Raw genomic sequence first — 15130 nt, forward strand, 5'->3', positions numbered from 1 at the left:
TTGACGCAAATCAACATCGAATGCGTCGTCGGATCGCGAAGGCGCAACTTCCTGCCCTCGGTCATTGCACGTCGCTTTACAGGCGCGGATCAGCTGTCCGAGTTGGCGAGCCCTAACAGCTCCTGCCGCGTCACCGCATTGTCGCGGAACACGCCGAGCATGCGGCTGGTGACGAGATCCGTCCCCGGCTTGTGCGCGCCGCGCGTGGTCATGCAGTGATGCGTCGCCTTGATGATGACGCCGACGCCTTGAGGCTCCAGCACGTCGTTGATCGTGTTGGCGATCTGGGCCGTCATCTTCTCCTGGATCTGAAGGCGCTTGGCATAGACGTCCACGAGCCGCGCAAGCTTGCTGATGCCGACCACGCGCCCTTGCGGAATATAGGCGACCCAGGCGCGGCCGACGATCGGCGCCATGTGGTGTTCGCAATGGCTCTCGAAGCGAACTCCGCGCAATACGATCATCTCGTCTTAACCTTCAATCTCCTCGAAGGTCTTCTGCAGGATCTCCGTCGGGTCCTGGGCATAGCCGGAAAAATACTCCTCGAAGGCACGAGCAACACGATCAGGCGTGTCGCGCAGGCCGTCGCGCGCGGGATCATCACCGGCCCAGCGGATCATGGTCCGGATCGCCTGCTCGACCTCCGCCCGATCGGGCCGCTCGCTTGGCGCCTGCGCAACCGCGACCCGCTCCAACTTGCGCGCTCGTGACGTCATCAATGGTCTCCCCTTCCGGCGGCCACATGAACAAGCGGCCCTCAGCTTGGACGGCGCCAATCGGAAAAGGTTCCCGAGGTCCGGGAAAATAGGCGGATCGGCAGCACGCCAGACCGGGCCTAAGCCACCGCGTTGCGCACATCGAGCACCGCCCGCGCCCATTCGGCCGGCCGCTCCTGAGGCAGGTTGTGACCGGCATTGGTGAAGACGCGCCGCTCGAAAAACCCCGCGAACTTGTGCGCGTGGTGGGCGGTGCCGGGATTGACGCCGTCGCTGTCGCCGTCGATCGCAATTGTCGGGACACGGATCGGCGGCTGCGCGGCGAGCCGGGCCTCGATCGCGGCGTAGGCGGGGTCGCCATCAACCAGCGCATAGCGATGGCGATAGGAGTGGATCACGACGTCGACGAAATCGGGATTGTCGAAGGCTTCGGCGCTCGCCTCGAAGGTCGCGTCATCGAACGCCCATTTGGGCGACCACATCGCCCAGAGCTGGCGGGCAAAGCCGCGGCGGTTGCGCTCGAGCGCGCGGCGGCCGCGCTCGTTGTGAAAGAGATATTGATACCAGAGAGCTGCCTCCTCCGGCGGCGAAGCCGGCTCCATGGCGCGGGCGATGTTCTGGATGTTGTAGGAATTGCCGGACACAAGGGCGATCACGCGCTCCGGATAGAGCGCCGAGACGACACAGGCCGCGCGCCCGCCCCAATCATAACCGCCGACGAGTGCCCGCTCGATGCCGAGCGCATCCATGAAGGCCAGCAGATCGGCGCCAAGCGCTGCCTGCTCGCCGGAGCGCAGCGTCCCGGCGGAGCGAAACCGCGTCGGCCCATAACCGCGCAGCCAGGGCACCAGCACCCGCGCGCCCGCTTCGGCAATGATCGGCGCGGTCTCGGCATAGGCGTTCACATCATAGGGAAAGCCGTGGCCAAGGATGCAGGGCCAGCCATCCGCCGCGCCGTATTCGCGATAGGCAATATCGAGGATGTCCGTGCTGACTGTTTTTTGTTGCATGGCTGGCTCACTGGGAATGGTATCGTGGCTTGGATAACCGAAGCATCCGGACGTTGCGCCACCGGTCCCGGGCATCGCTTCGCTCATCCGGGCTACAAGGGCCCGACCTATCTCTGCGGGCCGGACAGCGAAATGTCGCGCTCGGCGCGGAACACGTTGCTGTAGAGATTGGCGATCCACTGCCGGCCGATCTCCGTCTTGTTGAGATAACCGATCTCGGTCTGGATGTGCGGGGCGACGCTGTTCCAATAGAACTGCGGATAGCGGTTCACGATGTCGGCCGGCGAGTCGTAGCCGAGCTGGCGGTTGATGCCGACCTCCTCGAACTCGTAGTAGAGCGCGTTGGCCTTGCGCAGATAGTTGGGATCGCCGAGCTGGCCGATGAAGTCTGCCGCGCGCAGGATCGAGGCTTCCTCGTCGTATTCCTGCCCTTCACGGGCGGGAAAGCGCGTGCCTTCGATGGCGCTGGCAATGCGGTCCGGATCCAGGCCGGGAATATGCCGGAGCCGCCGCGTCACGTAGAGCTTCGACCTGTCGACGTGATACATCATCAGGCTCGCATCCGAGGCACCGCGCGGCAACGAGATCTTGGTGTCGGCCGCATCGATGATGAAGCCTTCGGCGTCGTCCTCCTCGAACAGGCCGCGGACATAGCCGATGTCGTGGGCGAGGCAGGCGATCAGGACATGGACGTAGTCCTCGGCCGACAGATGCGTATGAAGACTTCGGCCGCGGAGGATCGCCTGGGCCGCCAGCGTCACCAGCATCGTATGCTCGATGTTGTGGTAGAGCGCATCGCTGTTGCCGATGCATTCCATCGCGGTGCGGGTCGCGCTCTCGACGATACTTGCAGAAGTCTCATCGTACCGGCGGCGCATGAACCTGCCGAGGAATTCCTCCAGGGATTCAGCCGCCAGTCTCGGTAAGGTCATCATGGATGCAGCCCCGTCCGCCGCTGGTGTGCCATCTCCCGTCGTCTCATTCTTGTTGTCGACGCATCGGGGAGCATAGCCCATCTTGGGCCGGGTAACCAAACGCGGGAGGAAAAATACGCAAATATCCTGCCGTTCCGCTGCGCAGCATCACGGTTGCCGTCACACTTCACTACAACCGCTGGGGCGAATAGCCGAGGGACGCCCGGCGCTTCAAGGAGCGGACAGGATGGCGGCGCCTTCAGCCGAGCGCGACAGGCTTCTGGCCAGATAGAACAGCTCGACCAGCTTGCCGCGTTTGCCGGCCAGCGAGAAAATGTACTCGGGCGAGTCCGCCTCGATTTCGGCGATCGCCACCTTCGCGATCCGATCGATGCGGCTCGAGCCGTGCTCCCACACAAAGCCGACACCAAGCCGATTGGCAACCGCCTCCAGCATCCCCTCGCGCGTATTGACGATGATCGCCGGACTGGCGCGCAGGTTGACGGCGCGAAACGCCCTGTCCACGGCGCGTTGGGTCGCGGAATCCCGGGTGCGAAACACCAGCGGATATCGCACGAGGTCGGCGATGGACACGCGCGATTGGCGACTGAGCTCGTGAACGGGATGGCAGATCGCAACGACGCGCTGCTGGACGCAGGACTCGCGCCGGAAGCGATTGTCCTGCGGCACCTCGGGCAATACTGCGACGTCAACACGCTGGTCGACCACCGCGGCCATGATCGCCGACCAGCTGCCGATCTCGATGTTGATCTGGATCTTCGGATACAGATTGCGGAACGCCGCAATCAGCGCCATGCCCGGCATGGCATTGCCAAGCCCGATGCGCAGCTCGCCCCCCGTGAGCTCATCGCGCTGCTGCAGGATCGCCAGCGCATCCGCCTCGATGGCTTGCATGCGGTTCGTTGCAGCGTAGAGCCGCCGGCACAGCGGCGTCGGGATCAGAGTCTGTCCGTGCCGGTCGAACAGCGCCACTGCGAACTCGGCCTCGAGGTCGCGCACGAGCTGCGCAACGGCCGGCTGTGATACCCCGAGCCGCCTTGCTGCGGCCGCGAAGCTGCCGGTCTCGAACACCGCATTGACCGCCCGGACACGCGAGGACGTCAACGCCACGACAACACTCTCACGATCGAGATTCCCCGTCTGCCGGACCGAAAGCAAAACCTGGGATGACCATAAGCATGGCCATTGACCGTTATGTGAATGTCAGACGCGCTCCCTACTCCTCGTGCGCCGCAACCGGCCAGCAGGGGACCAGCGCGCATGGCGCAGATCGAACTTTCCGCAATCCGCAAATCCTTTGACGGTACCGACGTCCTGAAGGGCATCGATTTCCGGATCGAGGACGGCGAGTTCATCTCGCTGGTCGGTCCCTCCGGCTGCGGCAAGTCGACCCTGCTCCGGGTCATTGCCGGGCTGGAGCCGCAGAATTCCGGCGAGGTCCGCATCGACGGCCGCCCGGTGGACGGCATTCGCCCGAGCGCGCGCAATCTTGCGATGGTTTTTCAATCCTACGCGCTCTATCCGCACCTAAATACCTTCGACAACATTGCGGTGCCGCTGCGGATGCGTCGCCTCTCGGCGATCGAGCGCCTGCCGCTCCTAGGTGCGGTGCTGCCGGGCCGGCGCGCCAAGGAACGGCACATTCGCAATGACGTCGAAGCCATCGCCGAGCAGCTCGACATTGCTCCGTTGCTGCGGCGCAAGCCGGGGCAATTGTCCGGCGGACAGCGGCAACGCGTCGCGGTCGGACGTGCCATGGTGCGCGAGCCGCGGGCCTTCCTGTTCGACGAACCGCTCTCCAATCTCGACGCAAAGCTGCGCGTCCACATGCGCGCGGAGCTCGCCGAGCTGCACCGCCGCCTCAAGGCAACGTTCGTCTATGTCACGCACGACCAGGCCGAGGCGATGACCATGTCGAGCCGGATCGCCGTCATGATGGACGGCGAATTGATCCAGGCCGGCACGCCTGCGGAGATCTACAACGATCCCGAGGACATCCGTGTTGCCGAATTCATCGGCAGCCCCAAGATCAACATCCTTCCAGGCCGGATCCGGAAGGACGGCGGCGTCGATGTGCTGGGGACTGCCCTGAAATTATCCTGCCGGGCTGCGGCCGGCGACTGTCGGGTCGGCGTCCGCCCGGAGCGGATCGACCTCGGCGCCGGGCCGTTCTCCGGAACGGTCGTCCATCTCGAGAATCTCGGCGCCGAGGCATTCGTGCACCTTGCGATCGAAGGCTCCGGGTTGCGCCTGATCGCGCGGCTGGCGGACGTCCGGCATCTGCCCGGGATGGCCAGCTCCGTCACCTTCGGTTTCGCCCCCGACGCGGTACGGATTTTCGATCCGGCCGGGAAGCGGATCGAGCTCAAGGTGGAGCAGCCCGAGCGCGTTCGTGAGCCCGCCCATGTCTGACGGCTCGATGACAATGGACGCCGCGATCGCGCCTGCCAGCGCGGCAAGGCGCGCGGTGCCGGTCCACGGCAGCCGACGCACGTATTCCGCCTACGCCTTGGTGACGCCGGCGGCGGCGCTGATGCTGATCATGCTGCTCGGTCCGCTTGCCGGCGTGATCGCCCTCTCCTTCACAGATTACCAGCTCGGCGCGCCGCATTTCTCCTGGATCGGTCTCGCCAACTACCAGGACCTGTTCGCCGACAAGGTGTTCTGGACTGCGCTGCGCAATACGCTGACCTACGTCGTGATCGTGGTGCCCGGCGCCGTGATCGCCGGCCTTGCGATCGCGCTCCTGATCCAGAGCGGCACCAGCCTGCGCAGCCTCTACCGGACGATCTATTTCCTGCCCGTGATGGCGACCCTGATCGCCATGGCCGTGGTCTGGGAGTTCATGCTGCATCCGCAATTCGGCCTGGTGAACGGGATGTTGCGCGGCGCGGGCCTGCCGGCATTTGCCTGGCTGCAGGACCGCAACACCGCGCTCTATGCGCTGTGCGCGATCGGCATCTGGCAGGCGGTCGGCTTCAACATGGTGCTGTTTCTCGCCGGCCTCGTCTCCATTCCCAAGCAGCTCTACGAGGCGGCTGAAATCGACGGTGCGTCGAGCGGCTGGGCGCGGTTCCGGCTCGTGACCTGGCCGATGCTGGGACCGGTCACGACCTTCGTCGTCGTGATCTCCGGCATTCGCTCCTTCCAGGTGTTCGACACCGTCCACGTGTTGACCAAGGGCGGCCCGTCGAAATCAACCGAGGTCCTGATCCACACCATGTACACGGAAGGATTCGAGTTCTTCCGCTCGGGCTACGCCGCGGCGATCACCGTTGTTTTCCTGGTCTTCGTTCTGCTGCTCACGCTGATCAAATCGAGACTCGCCGATCGCGGGGTGCACTACACATGAGCAATGCACATCCCATCCCATTCCGGGCGATCCTCCGCCACGTGCTGCTGATCGCCGGCGCGGCAATCATGCTGGCGCCCTTCATCTGGATGATCTCGACCGCGTCCAAGCCGCAAACCGAGATCTTCTCAAGCGAACTGCACCTGATCCCACACCAGTTCGCGCTGGCGGAGAATCTGCGCGAGGCATTCGCCAAGGCCAATCTGCTGCGCTTCCTGCTCAACGGCGTCATCGTCACGGTCTCGATCTTCCTGCTGCAGGTCATGGTGGCGCTGCCGGCGGCCTATGCGCTGGCAAAGCTTCGCTTCCTCGGCCGGGAGACGATGTTCGCGCTGGTGCTGTTCGGGATACTGATCCCGCCGCAGGCGACCGCGGTCCCCGTCTTCCTGCTGCTGCACAAGGCGGGGCTGCTCGACAGCTATGCCGCGCTCGTCCTTCCCTTCACGATCTCGGTGTTCGGCATCTTCCTGATGCGCCAGTTCTTCAAGACCGTGCCCGACGATCTCGTCGACGCCGCGCGCATGGACGGCATCTCGGAATTCGGCATCGTCTGGCGGGTGATGCTGCCGGCCGCGATCCCGGCCGTCACCGCCTTCGGCATCTTCTCGGTGGTCGCGCATTGGAACGATTATTTCTGGCCGCTGATCGTCCTCAACAGCGAGCACTTGCGCACGCCGCCGCTTGCGGTCGCCCATTTCCGCAACAACGAGGCCGGCACGAGCTACGGCCCGCTGATGGCCGCGGCGATGGTGATCATCGCACCGCTCGTCATCGCTTTCCTTTTCGCCCAGCGCCGCTTCATCGAGGGCATCACCCTCACCGGCATCAAGTAACCGACCAACCCAACAGGAGTCTATCCATGCTGAAGACCATCATCGCCGCAGCGGCTCTGTCGCTCGTGGCCGGATCTGCGCTCGCGCAGACCCAGACCGAGATCGTGATGCAGTATCCCTATCCGGAGCTGTTCACCGAGACCCACAAGCGCATCGCCGAGGAATTCGCCAAGATACACCCGGAGATCAAGGTCACGATGCGGGCGCCTTACGAATCCTACGAGGACGGCACCCAGAAGGTGCTGCGCGAGGCCGTGACCAACCAGATGCCGGACGTGTCCTTCCAGGGCCTGAACCGCATCCGCGTCCTGGTCGACAAGAACATCCCGGCCGCGCTCGACGGTTACATCGCCGCCGAGAAGGATTTCGACAAGCAGGGCTTTCATCAGGCGATGTTCGACATCGGCACCGCGAGCGGCAAGGTCTACGCCCTGCCCTTCGCGATCTCCCTGCCAATCGTCTACGTCAATCTCGATCTGGTGAAGCAGGCCGGCGGCGACGTGAACAACCTGCCCAAGACCTGGGACGACCTGATCGCGCTCGCCAAGAAGATCAAGGCGCTCGGCAACGACACCAACGGCGTCACCTACGCCTGGGACATCACCGGCAACTGGCTGTGGCAGGCGCCGGTCTTCGCGCGCGGCGGCACCATGCTCAACGCCGACGAGACCAAGGTCGCGTTCGACGGAGCGGAAGGCAAGTTCGCCATCAACACGATTGCGCGGCTCGTCAACGAGGCCGGCATGCCCAATCTCGACCAGCCGTCGATGCGCGCGACGTTCGCTGCCGGCAAGACCGGTTTCCACATCACTTCGACCTCCGACCTCAACAAGGTCACGCAGATGACCGGCGGCAAGTTCGCGCTGAAGACGATTCCGTTCCCGGACGTCGCGTCCCCGAACGGCAGGCTCCCGGCCGGCGGCAATGTCGTGCTGATCCTCGCCAAGGACAAGGCCAAGCGCGACGCCGCCTGGGAAGCTGTGAAGTTCTGGACTGGCCCGAAGGGCGCCGCGATCATGGCGGAGACCACCGGTTACATGCCTCCGAACAAGGTAGCCAACGACGTCTATCTGAAGGACTTCTACGTCAAGAACCCCAACAATTACACCGCGGTCAGCCAGCTCGCGCTGCTCACCAAGTGGTACGCCTTCCCCGGCGACAACGGCCTGAAGATCACGGACGTCATCAAGGATCATCTCAACTCGATCATCTCGGGCGCCCGCACCAAGGAGCCTGAGGCCGTCCTCGCCGACATGACCGCGGACGTGCAGAAGCTGCTGCCGAAGACCACCGGCGCGGCGCGCTGACCATCCTCACATCACCGGCACGGGACGCCCTCGGCGCCCCGTGCCGCCCCAATGACCGGAGATTGCGATGAAGCTGCTGCATCTGAGCGACATTCACCTGACGGCGCCTGGCTCGACCATCGGGGGCCGCGACCCGCGCATCAATTTCGAACGGGCGCTCGCGCATGCGCTGAATGATCATCACGACGCCGAATTGATGGTGATCACCGGCGATCTCTCGGACTGGGGCGACCTCGCCGACTATCAATGGCTCAAGCAGCGCCTCGACGCATATCCGCTGCCGGTGCGGCTGTGCATCGGCAACCACGACCGGCGCACCGCCTTCCTGAGCGTGTTCCCCGACCTCGCCGACGACAACGGCTTCGTTCAAGGCATCCACGACACCGTCGCCGGCCGCTGCCTGTTCCTCGACACCGCCCATCCGGAAACGCACGCCGGCCGCTATTGCAGCGATCGTCTCGGCTGGCTCGAGGCGCGGCTTTCCGAGCATGACGGGCCGTTCCTGCTCTTCATGCACCATAACCCGATGCCGGTGCATCTCGTCCCGTTCGACCAGATCGGCCTGCTCGACGATGCTCCATTCCGGCATCTCATCAGCCGCCATCGGGCGAAGATCCGCCACGTGTTCTTCGGGCATTGTCACTTGCCTCTTGCCGGCTCGATTGCGGGCGTCCCGGTCTCGTCGCTGCGCGGTACCAACCATGCGAGCTTTCCGCTGTTCTCCGAGACGAGCCTGCTGAGCGCTTGCGATCTGCCGCAATCCTATGGCGTCGCATTTCTTGGGGAAGATTATGTGACCGTGCACATGGTGGAGTACGGCTACGACGGTCCCATCCGCATCCAGGGTTCGCCTGATTACAAGGCCTGGGATCGCGAGACCATGGTTCGGTGACCGGCAAGCGCCGACCTTTGCCATCGGCGAGTACCCGTAAGCCTGCGCTGCACTTTTGGAGAGTCCGCTCTACCTCTATGGCGGCCTTGGCCTGCCTCACGGTAGGTCGGAGATGGGCCACAAGTAACATTCAGTAGCGGCCCGCACTCCTCGGGCCGCGGAGCCCTAGTTGCGATAACCTTTGCACTTCGTCGCCTCCTTGTACTCGCCGTGCTTGCCCCACTTGCGCTCGATCTTGCAGGGGCCTCGGCGGTACTCTTGCTTGTATTCGCGGTCGTAGTTGTAAGCGCGGTAATGACCACGGTCGTAGCCCCAGCGCCCCTTACCGCTTTCATCTTTCCAGTGATCGGCAAGCGCGGGCGACGTGAGCACTCCCAGGAGGCTGACGATTGTCAGAATGAATCTCATGGAATGCCTCCGGTCAGAGATTTAGGGCCGCGGATTTGGTTGAGGGGCTGGCGAGGGTGACGTCGCGGGAGCAGAGGGATTGGGAGACGCGACGGGCTTCTGATCATCGGCCCCATGGGGCACACAGGTCCCGATATTGCTGAGAAGTCTCTTGGCCTGCAGTTCTCGCGCTTTCGAGTATTCGCGCCGGCGCTCAATGTTGGCCGCCGCCCAACGGTCCCAGGCCTCGAACGCGTCGGAATAGTGCTTGCGCATCTGCTCTTCGGCCGAAAGGCAATCCGCGAACTTGTCGAACACCAGGTCAGTGTTCACGGGTGTGATGCCGCCAACCAAGACCACGAGCATCCATTTCATAGCTGCCTACGAAACATGAAGTTCGCTCCACCTAGCACCAAAAAGGCGCCAGTTCGCGGGCAATGGGATGCGAGCTGGCGCCTCTCCACCGAAACGCGGTCAGCCGCGCCCGGGAAAACGTGGCAACAACTCTATGGTTCCGAAATGTTTGATCGGTGCGCGGAGCGAGAGCCGTTCGGCCCGAGGCTCGTATGCTCACAGTCCGCTTCGGGTCGACACGCGGCCTCGGCAGTCCATCACGCGCTAGTCTCCACCCCGCCAACCGGACGTCTGCGCGCTCGTCACGCAGGGCCGCAACGGGCCAAGAGGCGACGGAGCACGGTTGGTCATATATGTAGGACGCGGCAACTCAGGGCCGTACGACGCTCCCATCCGATCGCCGAAATTCAACCGTCTCGTCCGGAGCGCGTAGTTCTGCCAGCTCACCACTTCTTCGGCAGGACATCAGTTAACCAACCATCGCTTGGAACACCAGAAAATCGCCTGAGAGCAATAACGCTGACGTTGCCGATGACGTCAGCGAGATAGCGTTCGACTGCGGTGAGCTCATCGAGACCAGACAGATCAGCAAGGATGCTCCCATACGTGTGGGCGGGACATCCGTCGAAGCCCAGCGTCCAATCGCCGTCCGCCCAGGTCACAAGAAATTTCAGCTGATCATCTGGGCTGATGTATTCGCAGGTTAGCATCGCATGGGTTTTGCACCATACTTGTGCAAGGTGAGAAGGAGATGAGACCTATGGTTGATGTCCCATGCATCCACCTCAACGCCGCTGGCGCTGCACTGCCTCTGCCAGCGGCACAGTCTGCCGCGATCGAATTTATGCGTGAGGAGTTCCGTCTTGGCCCCCACTGGGCCGCTGAGAAAGTCAGTGAGAAGATCGCCGGGCGCCAGGAAGGCGCGACAGTTAACGCCATTCGATTCGGTATGCATCAATGGGCTGCTGAAAGCCTTTGAGATGGTGGGCACCCAAGCTTGACACTTGCACGCGATCCCGGATGCAATCCTGTACAGCCTTTGACACCAGAATGGCATCGGGGTCGGCCAACTGACACAAACGAGCGGCCAGTTGAACGGTCGCACCGAAGAGGTCGTTGCTGTCAGCAATCGGCTCGCCGACATCGATGCCAATCCGCACCTGAAGCTTCTCCTTGCTCGCCAGATTGAAGGCTTCAAATGCGCGCTGGATGGCGCGGGCGCATTGCACGGAGGCAGAGGCGTCGGCAAAGGATGCCATGATACCATCGCCGGTGTGCTTCACCACATGTCCGCCCTCGTCCTTCAACGCCCGGCGCACCAGCGCGTCATGAGCCCGAACCATCTCCACTGAACGGGCATCGCCAAGACGCTCCGTCATGCTGGTAGAGCCAACGATGTCGGTGAACATGATAGCTCGCAGCGCAGAATCGAATTTGATGTCGTCTGCCGCGCCGCCAGGTGCCGGGTCGGACACCCTCCCCAGAAACGCCTGGACCGCCGAGAGGTCCACTTCGATGACATCCTTCGCTACGTCGCCGTGAGCTTCGTCATGAACCCTCATCGCCGTTCGGATATCCGGTGCGTCAATGAGACAGAAGCCCGTACCGCGGGATTCATCAAACCAGTACGTTAGAAAACGAACGCCGTATCGATCTTGCACTTCCAGATCTTTGCGATGCGCCTCGGCGATATCGGCGGCGGTCAGCCCCGAGAGATCGTGCCGGTCAAGGAAAATTGGCATCGGCAGCACCCTATCCAATCCTTCGAAATATGACCTGAAGTTTGCACCAAGCTTGAAGTTCGCGAAAGGGCCGATCCCTGCGTCCTGATGTCAGTTCCGGGTCACAAAGCTGCCAATGACATTCTAGATGGCAGACTTCCGCTTCGCGTTGGTAAGCCGAACGCTTATGAGTACACGCCCTACTCCACAAGCAGCACGTCGACGGCGACATTGAGCTTCTGCCTGGGCGAGCCGACGATGATGCCGTCGACCGGCGAGACGTCGGAAAAATCGCGCCCCACGGCAAGCACGATGTGATCGTTGCCGATCAGGAGATCGTTGGTCGGATCGAGATCGACCCAGCCAAGCTCCGCCCCGCACCACAGCGACACCCAGGCATGGGTGGCGTCGGCGCCCTGCAGACGCCGCTGGCCCGGCGGCGGAATGGTGCGCAGGTAGCCGCTGACATAGGCTGCGGGCAGGCCTAGCCCACGCAGCCCCGCGATCATCACATGGGCAAAGTCCTGGCAGACGCCATGGCGTTTGTCGAAGACCTCCTCGAGCGGCGTCGTGATCACCGTCGCCTTCGGGTCGTAGCGAAATTCGCTGCGGATGCGGTGCATCAGGTCGACCGCGCCCTCGAGAATGCCGGTGCCGGATGCAAAGCTTTCCGCGGCGTAGGCGCTGACCGGGCGCAGCACCGGTACCAGCGGACTCGCGAAGACATAGCCGACGGGCGAGGACGGCCCGAGGCTCGTCGCCTCGAAGGCGATGTCCCGAATGCTCTCCCAGGACGGGCCGGCCGCACTACGGGCGGGAGGCTGGCGTGACACCGAGACACGCGAGCGCGAGTCGATGCGCAGACTGCGATGGGCGGCTTCGATCGTGACGCTTTCCGTCAGTGTGCCGAAGAAATCGCGCCGCTGGTTGCGCTCGGCCGGCCGTGGATGGATCTCGACATCGTGCGAGATCAGTTCCTGGCCGCCTCCGCTTCTCGGCTCGAGCCGCAGCGTGCAGCGAGCGAAGCTGACCGGATTTTCGTACTCGTAGGTGGTGACGTGACGGATGTCGTAGATCACGCCAGCCCCGTCAGCTTTTCCGGCCGGCTGGCGTTGGGACCGTGTGGGAAATAGTGCTGCCCGATCGCGTCCGCGAGGCTGAGCAGATCCTGCTCCAGCGCGAACAGCGTCTTGACCTCGAGCTTCTCGGCCTCCGCCGTCGCAAGCATCGCCTGCATCGCCACCGCGAGCCGCTGCGGCTTCTCGATCAGGCCGTGCTCCCTCAGGCTCGGCAGCGCGGCGATGTGCTCGTTCAACGTCGTCACCTGGAACGCCACCGACCGTGGATTGTAGCCGTCGAGCACGGCGAGGTCGCGCACCGGGGCCAGGATCGGCGCCAGCAGATAACGGGAGCGGTAGGTGATCTGGCAGTCCACCAGCGTCAGCAGGATGTCGAGATCCTCGTCGCCGGCCTCATCATAGGCGAACTGGCGCGTGAAGCGGGTGGTGTTGATGGCGCGCTCGATGCGGCGTCCGATGTCCAGGAAACGCCAGCCGGCGGCGCGGTTCATGTTCTCCTGCGCAAGCCCCGCAAAGCTCGCCAGCTCCTGCAACGTGAGCTCGGCGGCGCTTAACACGCTGTCGTCGTCCTCGACCTCCAGGGCGAGACGCTCGACCATCTCGGTGATGACCTGCCAGGCATCGGGCGACAGCCGCTCGCGCAGCGAGGTCGCCGTGCGCTGGGCCGCGCGCACCAGCGACAGTGCCGAGCCGAAACGCTCCGCACTCTGCAGCGCTTCTGCCGTGATGCGGCCCGAGGCGGTGCGCGATGTCTGCGAGATCGCGCCCCAGGCCACCAGCAGGCGCTGGATGCGTTCAGCCGATTGCACCGAGGCCGCGGTGCCCTTGTTGGGCCCGCTCGGCGAGCCCAAAGCGCGCACCAGCCGCAGCGTCGCCTCGGCGCGTTCGAGGTAGCGGCCGAGCCAGAACAGATTGTCGGCGGCACGGCTCGGCAGCACGCCGGCGATGCGGCGGATGCGCACCTTGTCGGTCGCGGGCAGCAGCGTCGCGGTCGAGACCTGCTTGTCCGAGACCACCCAGACGTCGGCGGCGCGGGCGCCGTCACCCATCGACACCGCGCGGGCGTCCGGCTGCTCGGCGATCCGGCAGAAGCCGCCGGGCATGATCGCCCAGCCGTCGGGCGTGGCGGCCGCGAACACGCGCAGCACGAAGGGGCGCGGCGTGAGTTGCCCCTTCTCCCAGACCGGCATGGTCGAGAGCCGCACCACCTCCTGGCCGACATAGTCCATGCCGCGCGCGGTGATGGCGTCGATGAGGCGCTGGCGGTCGGCGGCATCGAGCTCGCTCGCGAGCACGGGACCATTGCTGTCGAAACCGGGAACGTCGCGCCGGTAGGCACCTTCGATCGCGACCTCGTCGAGCCGCGCCAGCACCTCGTCGCGCGCCGCGCGCTGGCCGCACCACCACGTCGCGATATGCGGCATCTTCAGGTCTTCGCCGAGCAAGCGGCGGCTGAGCGCCGGCAGGAAGCCGAGCAGCGCCCGCGCCTCGAGGACACCCGAGCCCGGCATGTTGGCGACGACGACGCCATCCTTGCGCAGCACGTCGATCAGGCCGGGTACACCGAGCCGCGAGGAGGCATCGAGCTCGAGCGGATCGAGCGAATTCGAATCGACGCGGCGAAGCAGCACGTCCAGCCGCTTGAGGCCGGCGACAGTGCGGATGTGGACGCGGTTGTCGCTGACCGCGAGATCTTCGCCCTCGACCAGAAGGAAACCGAGATAGCGCGCCAGCGTCGCATGCTCGAAATAGGTCTCGCTGAAGCTGCCGGGAGTGAGCACGCCGATCCTGGGCTCGTCGCGGTCGGCGCGCGCGCGCAAGGAATCGCGGAAGGCCTCGAAGAACGGCGCAACCCGCGGCACGTTCATCGACTTGTAAAGATCGGAGAAGGCGCGCGAGAGCACGAGACGATTCTCCAGCGCGTAGCCCGCGCCCGACGGCGCCTGGGTGCGGTCGCCGAGCACCCACCAGCGACCGTCGGGCCCGCGTCCGACATCGGCGGCATAGAGCGAGAGATAGCGTCCGCCCGGCGGCGGCACACCGCACACGGGACGAAGATATTCGGGGCTGCCGGCGATCGCGGCCGCCGGCAGCGCGCCTTCGGCCACGAGCCGGCCTTCGCCATAGATATCGCGCAGCACGCGCTCGAGCAGCTCGGCGCGCTGGGTGATGCCGGCGCAGAGCTGCTGCCAGTCGGCCTCGTCGATCAAAAGCGGCAGATGGCTGATCGACCAGGGCCGGTCGGCGCTATCGCCCGGCGCGCGATAGGTGACGCCGGCCTCGCGCAAGTGACGGTCGGCCATGCCGAAGCGCCGCTCGATCTCGTCGGGCGCGAGCGCACCAAATGCGTCAAAGAAGCGGCTCCACACGGCGCGCGGCGTGCCGTTCGGGCCCAAGAACTCGTCGGGAATACCGGGGAGCCGGCTATAGTCGCGCACCCATTGTGCGAGCCGGCGCTGGCCCTCGCGCTGGCTCTGCGCCCTGCCCGCCTTGTCGTCCTGTTCGGCTGCGCCCTCGCCCATGCGCGTCTCCATGCCCCCGCAT

General features: G+C 64.5%; 14 protein-coding genes and 1 pseudogene. 5 read left to right on the plus strand and 10 right to left on the minus strand.

Annotation, left to right across the window (positions count from 1 at the left end):
• Positions 1 to 89 precede the first annotated feature (89 nt).
• From folE to K408_RS0118095, 4 genes and pseudogenes are all read right to left on the minus strand, one after another.
• Positions 90 to 716: pseudogene (gene folE, locus K408_RS38160) on the minus strand (GTP cyclohydrolase I FolE).
• 119 nt (positions 717 to 835) lie between these two features.
• Complete coding sequence (locus tag K408_RS0118085; protein WP_024339732.1) at positions 836 to 1726, minus strand: alpha/beta fold hydrolase; 891 nt, start codon at positions 1724 to 1726, stop codon at positions 836 to 838.
• A gap of 107 nt (positions 1727 to 1833) precedes the next feature.
• On the minus strand, positions 1834 to 2661 hold the full coding sequence (locus tag K408_RS0118090) for an HD domain-containing protein (RefSeq protein WP_024339731.1): 828 nt from the start codon (positions 2659 to 2661) through the stop codon (positions 1834 to 1836).
• A gap of 210 nt (positions 2662 to 2871) precedes the next feature.
• Positions 2872 to 3771, minus strand: a complete 900-nt coding sequence (locus K408_RS0118095) for a LysR family transcriptional regulator (protein WP_024339730.1) — start codon at positions 3769 to 3771, stop codon at positions 2872 to 2874.
• A gap of 150 nt (positions 3772 to 3921) precedes the next feature.
• Between K408_RS0118095 and K408_RS0118100 the strand changes: the two genes are divergently transcribed.
• The 5 genes from K408_RS0118100 to K408_RS0118120 all read left to right on the plus strand — a co-directional run bounded on the left by K408_RS0118100 (position 3922) and on the right by K408_RS0118120 (position 9045).
• Positions 3922 to 5073 (plus strand): ABC transporter ATP-binding protein, encoded by a 1152-nt coding sequence (locus K408_RS0118100; RefSeq protein WP_024339729.1) that lies wholly within the window; start codon positions 3922 to 3924, stop codon positions 5071 to 5073.
• A complete protein-coding gene (locus tag K408_RS0118105) occupies positions 5066 to 6013 on the plus strand; it encodes a carbohydrate ABC transporter permease (protein WP_024339728.1) in 948 nt (315 codons plus the stop codon). Before K408_RS0118100 ends, K408_RS0118105 begins: the two co-directional genes overlap by 8 nt.
• On the plus strand, positions 6010 to 6846 hold the full coding sequence (locus K408_RS0118110) for a carbohydrate ABC transporter permease (protein ID WP_024339727.1): 837 nt from the start codon (positions 6010 to 6012) through the stop codon (positions 6844 to 6846). Before K408_RS0118105 ends, K408_RS0118110 begins: the two co-directional genes overlap by 4 nt.
• A gap of 26 nt (positions 6847 to 6872) precedes the next feature.
• A complete protein-coding gene (locus K408_RS0118115; protein WP_024339726.1) occupies positions 6873 to 8153 on the plus strand; it encodes an ABC transporter substrate-binding protein in 1281 nt (426 codons plus the stop codon).
• Between the two features lie 67 nt (positions 8154 to 8220).
• A complete protein-coding gene (locus K408_RS0118120; RefSeq protein ID WP_024339725.1) occupies positions 8221 to 9045 on the plus strand; it encodes a phosphodiesterase in 825 nt (274 codons plus the stop codon).
• Positions 9046 to 9210: 165 nt separating this feature from the next.
• On the opposite strand, the gene K408_RS0118125 is transcribed toward K408_RS0118120, so the two are convergent.
• The 6 genes from K408_RS0118125 to K408_RS0118150 form a co-directional block, all read right to left on the minus strand.
• Positions 9211 to 9453 (minus strand): hypothetical protein, encoded by a 243-nt coding sequence (locus K408_RS0118125; protein WP_024339724.1) that lies wholly within the window; start codon positions 9451 to 9453, stop codon positions 9211 to 9213.
• 21 nt (positions 9454 to 9474) lie between these two features.
• Complete coding sequence (locus K408_RS0118130; protein ID WP_024339723.1) at positions 9475 to 9807, minus strand: hypothetical protein; 333 nt, start codon at positions 9805 to 9807, stop codon at positions 9475 to 9477.
• Between the two features lie 422 nt (positions 9808 to 10229).
• Complete coding sequence (locus tag K408_RS38165) at positions 10230 to 10496, minus strand: hypothetical protein (RefSeq protein WP_244490948.1); 267 nt, start codon at positions 10494 to 10496, stop codon at positions 10230 to 10232.
• Between the two features lie 219 nt (positions 10497 to 10715).
• Complete coding sequence (locus tag K408_RS0118140) at positions 10716 to 11528, minus strand: nickel-binding protein (protein ID WP_024339722.1); 813 nt, start codon at positions 11526 to 11528, stop codon at positions 10716 to 10718.
• Between the two features lie 179 nt (positions 11529 to 11707).
• Complete coding sequence (locus K408_RS0118145) at positions 11708 to 12586, minus strand: transglutaminase family protein (protein WP_024339721.1); 879 nt, start codon at positions 12584 to 12586, stop codon at positions 11708 to 11710.
• On the minus strand, positions 12583 to 15108 hold the full coding sequence (locus K408_RS0118150) for a circularly permuted type 2 ATP-grasp protein (RefSeq protein ID WP_024339720.1): 2526 nt from the start codon (positions 15106 to 15108) through the stop codon (positions 12583 to 12585). Before K408_RS0118150 ends, K408_RS0118145 begins: the two co-directional genes overlap by 4 nt.
• Between the last annotated feature and the right edge of the window lie 22 nt (positions 15109 to 15130).

This window comes from Bradyrhizobium sp. in8p8 (genome assembly GCF_000426845.1).
Lineage (GTDB): Bacteria > Pseudomonadota > Alphaproteobacteria > Rhizobiales > Xanthobacteraceae > Bradyrhizobium > Bradyrhizobium japonicum_C.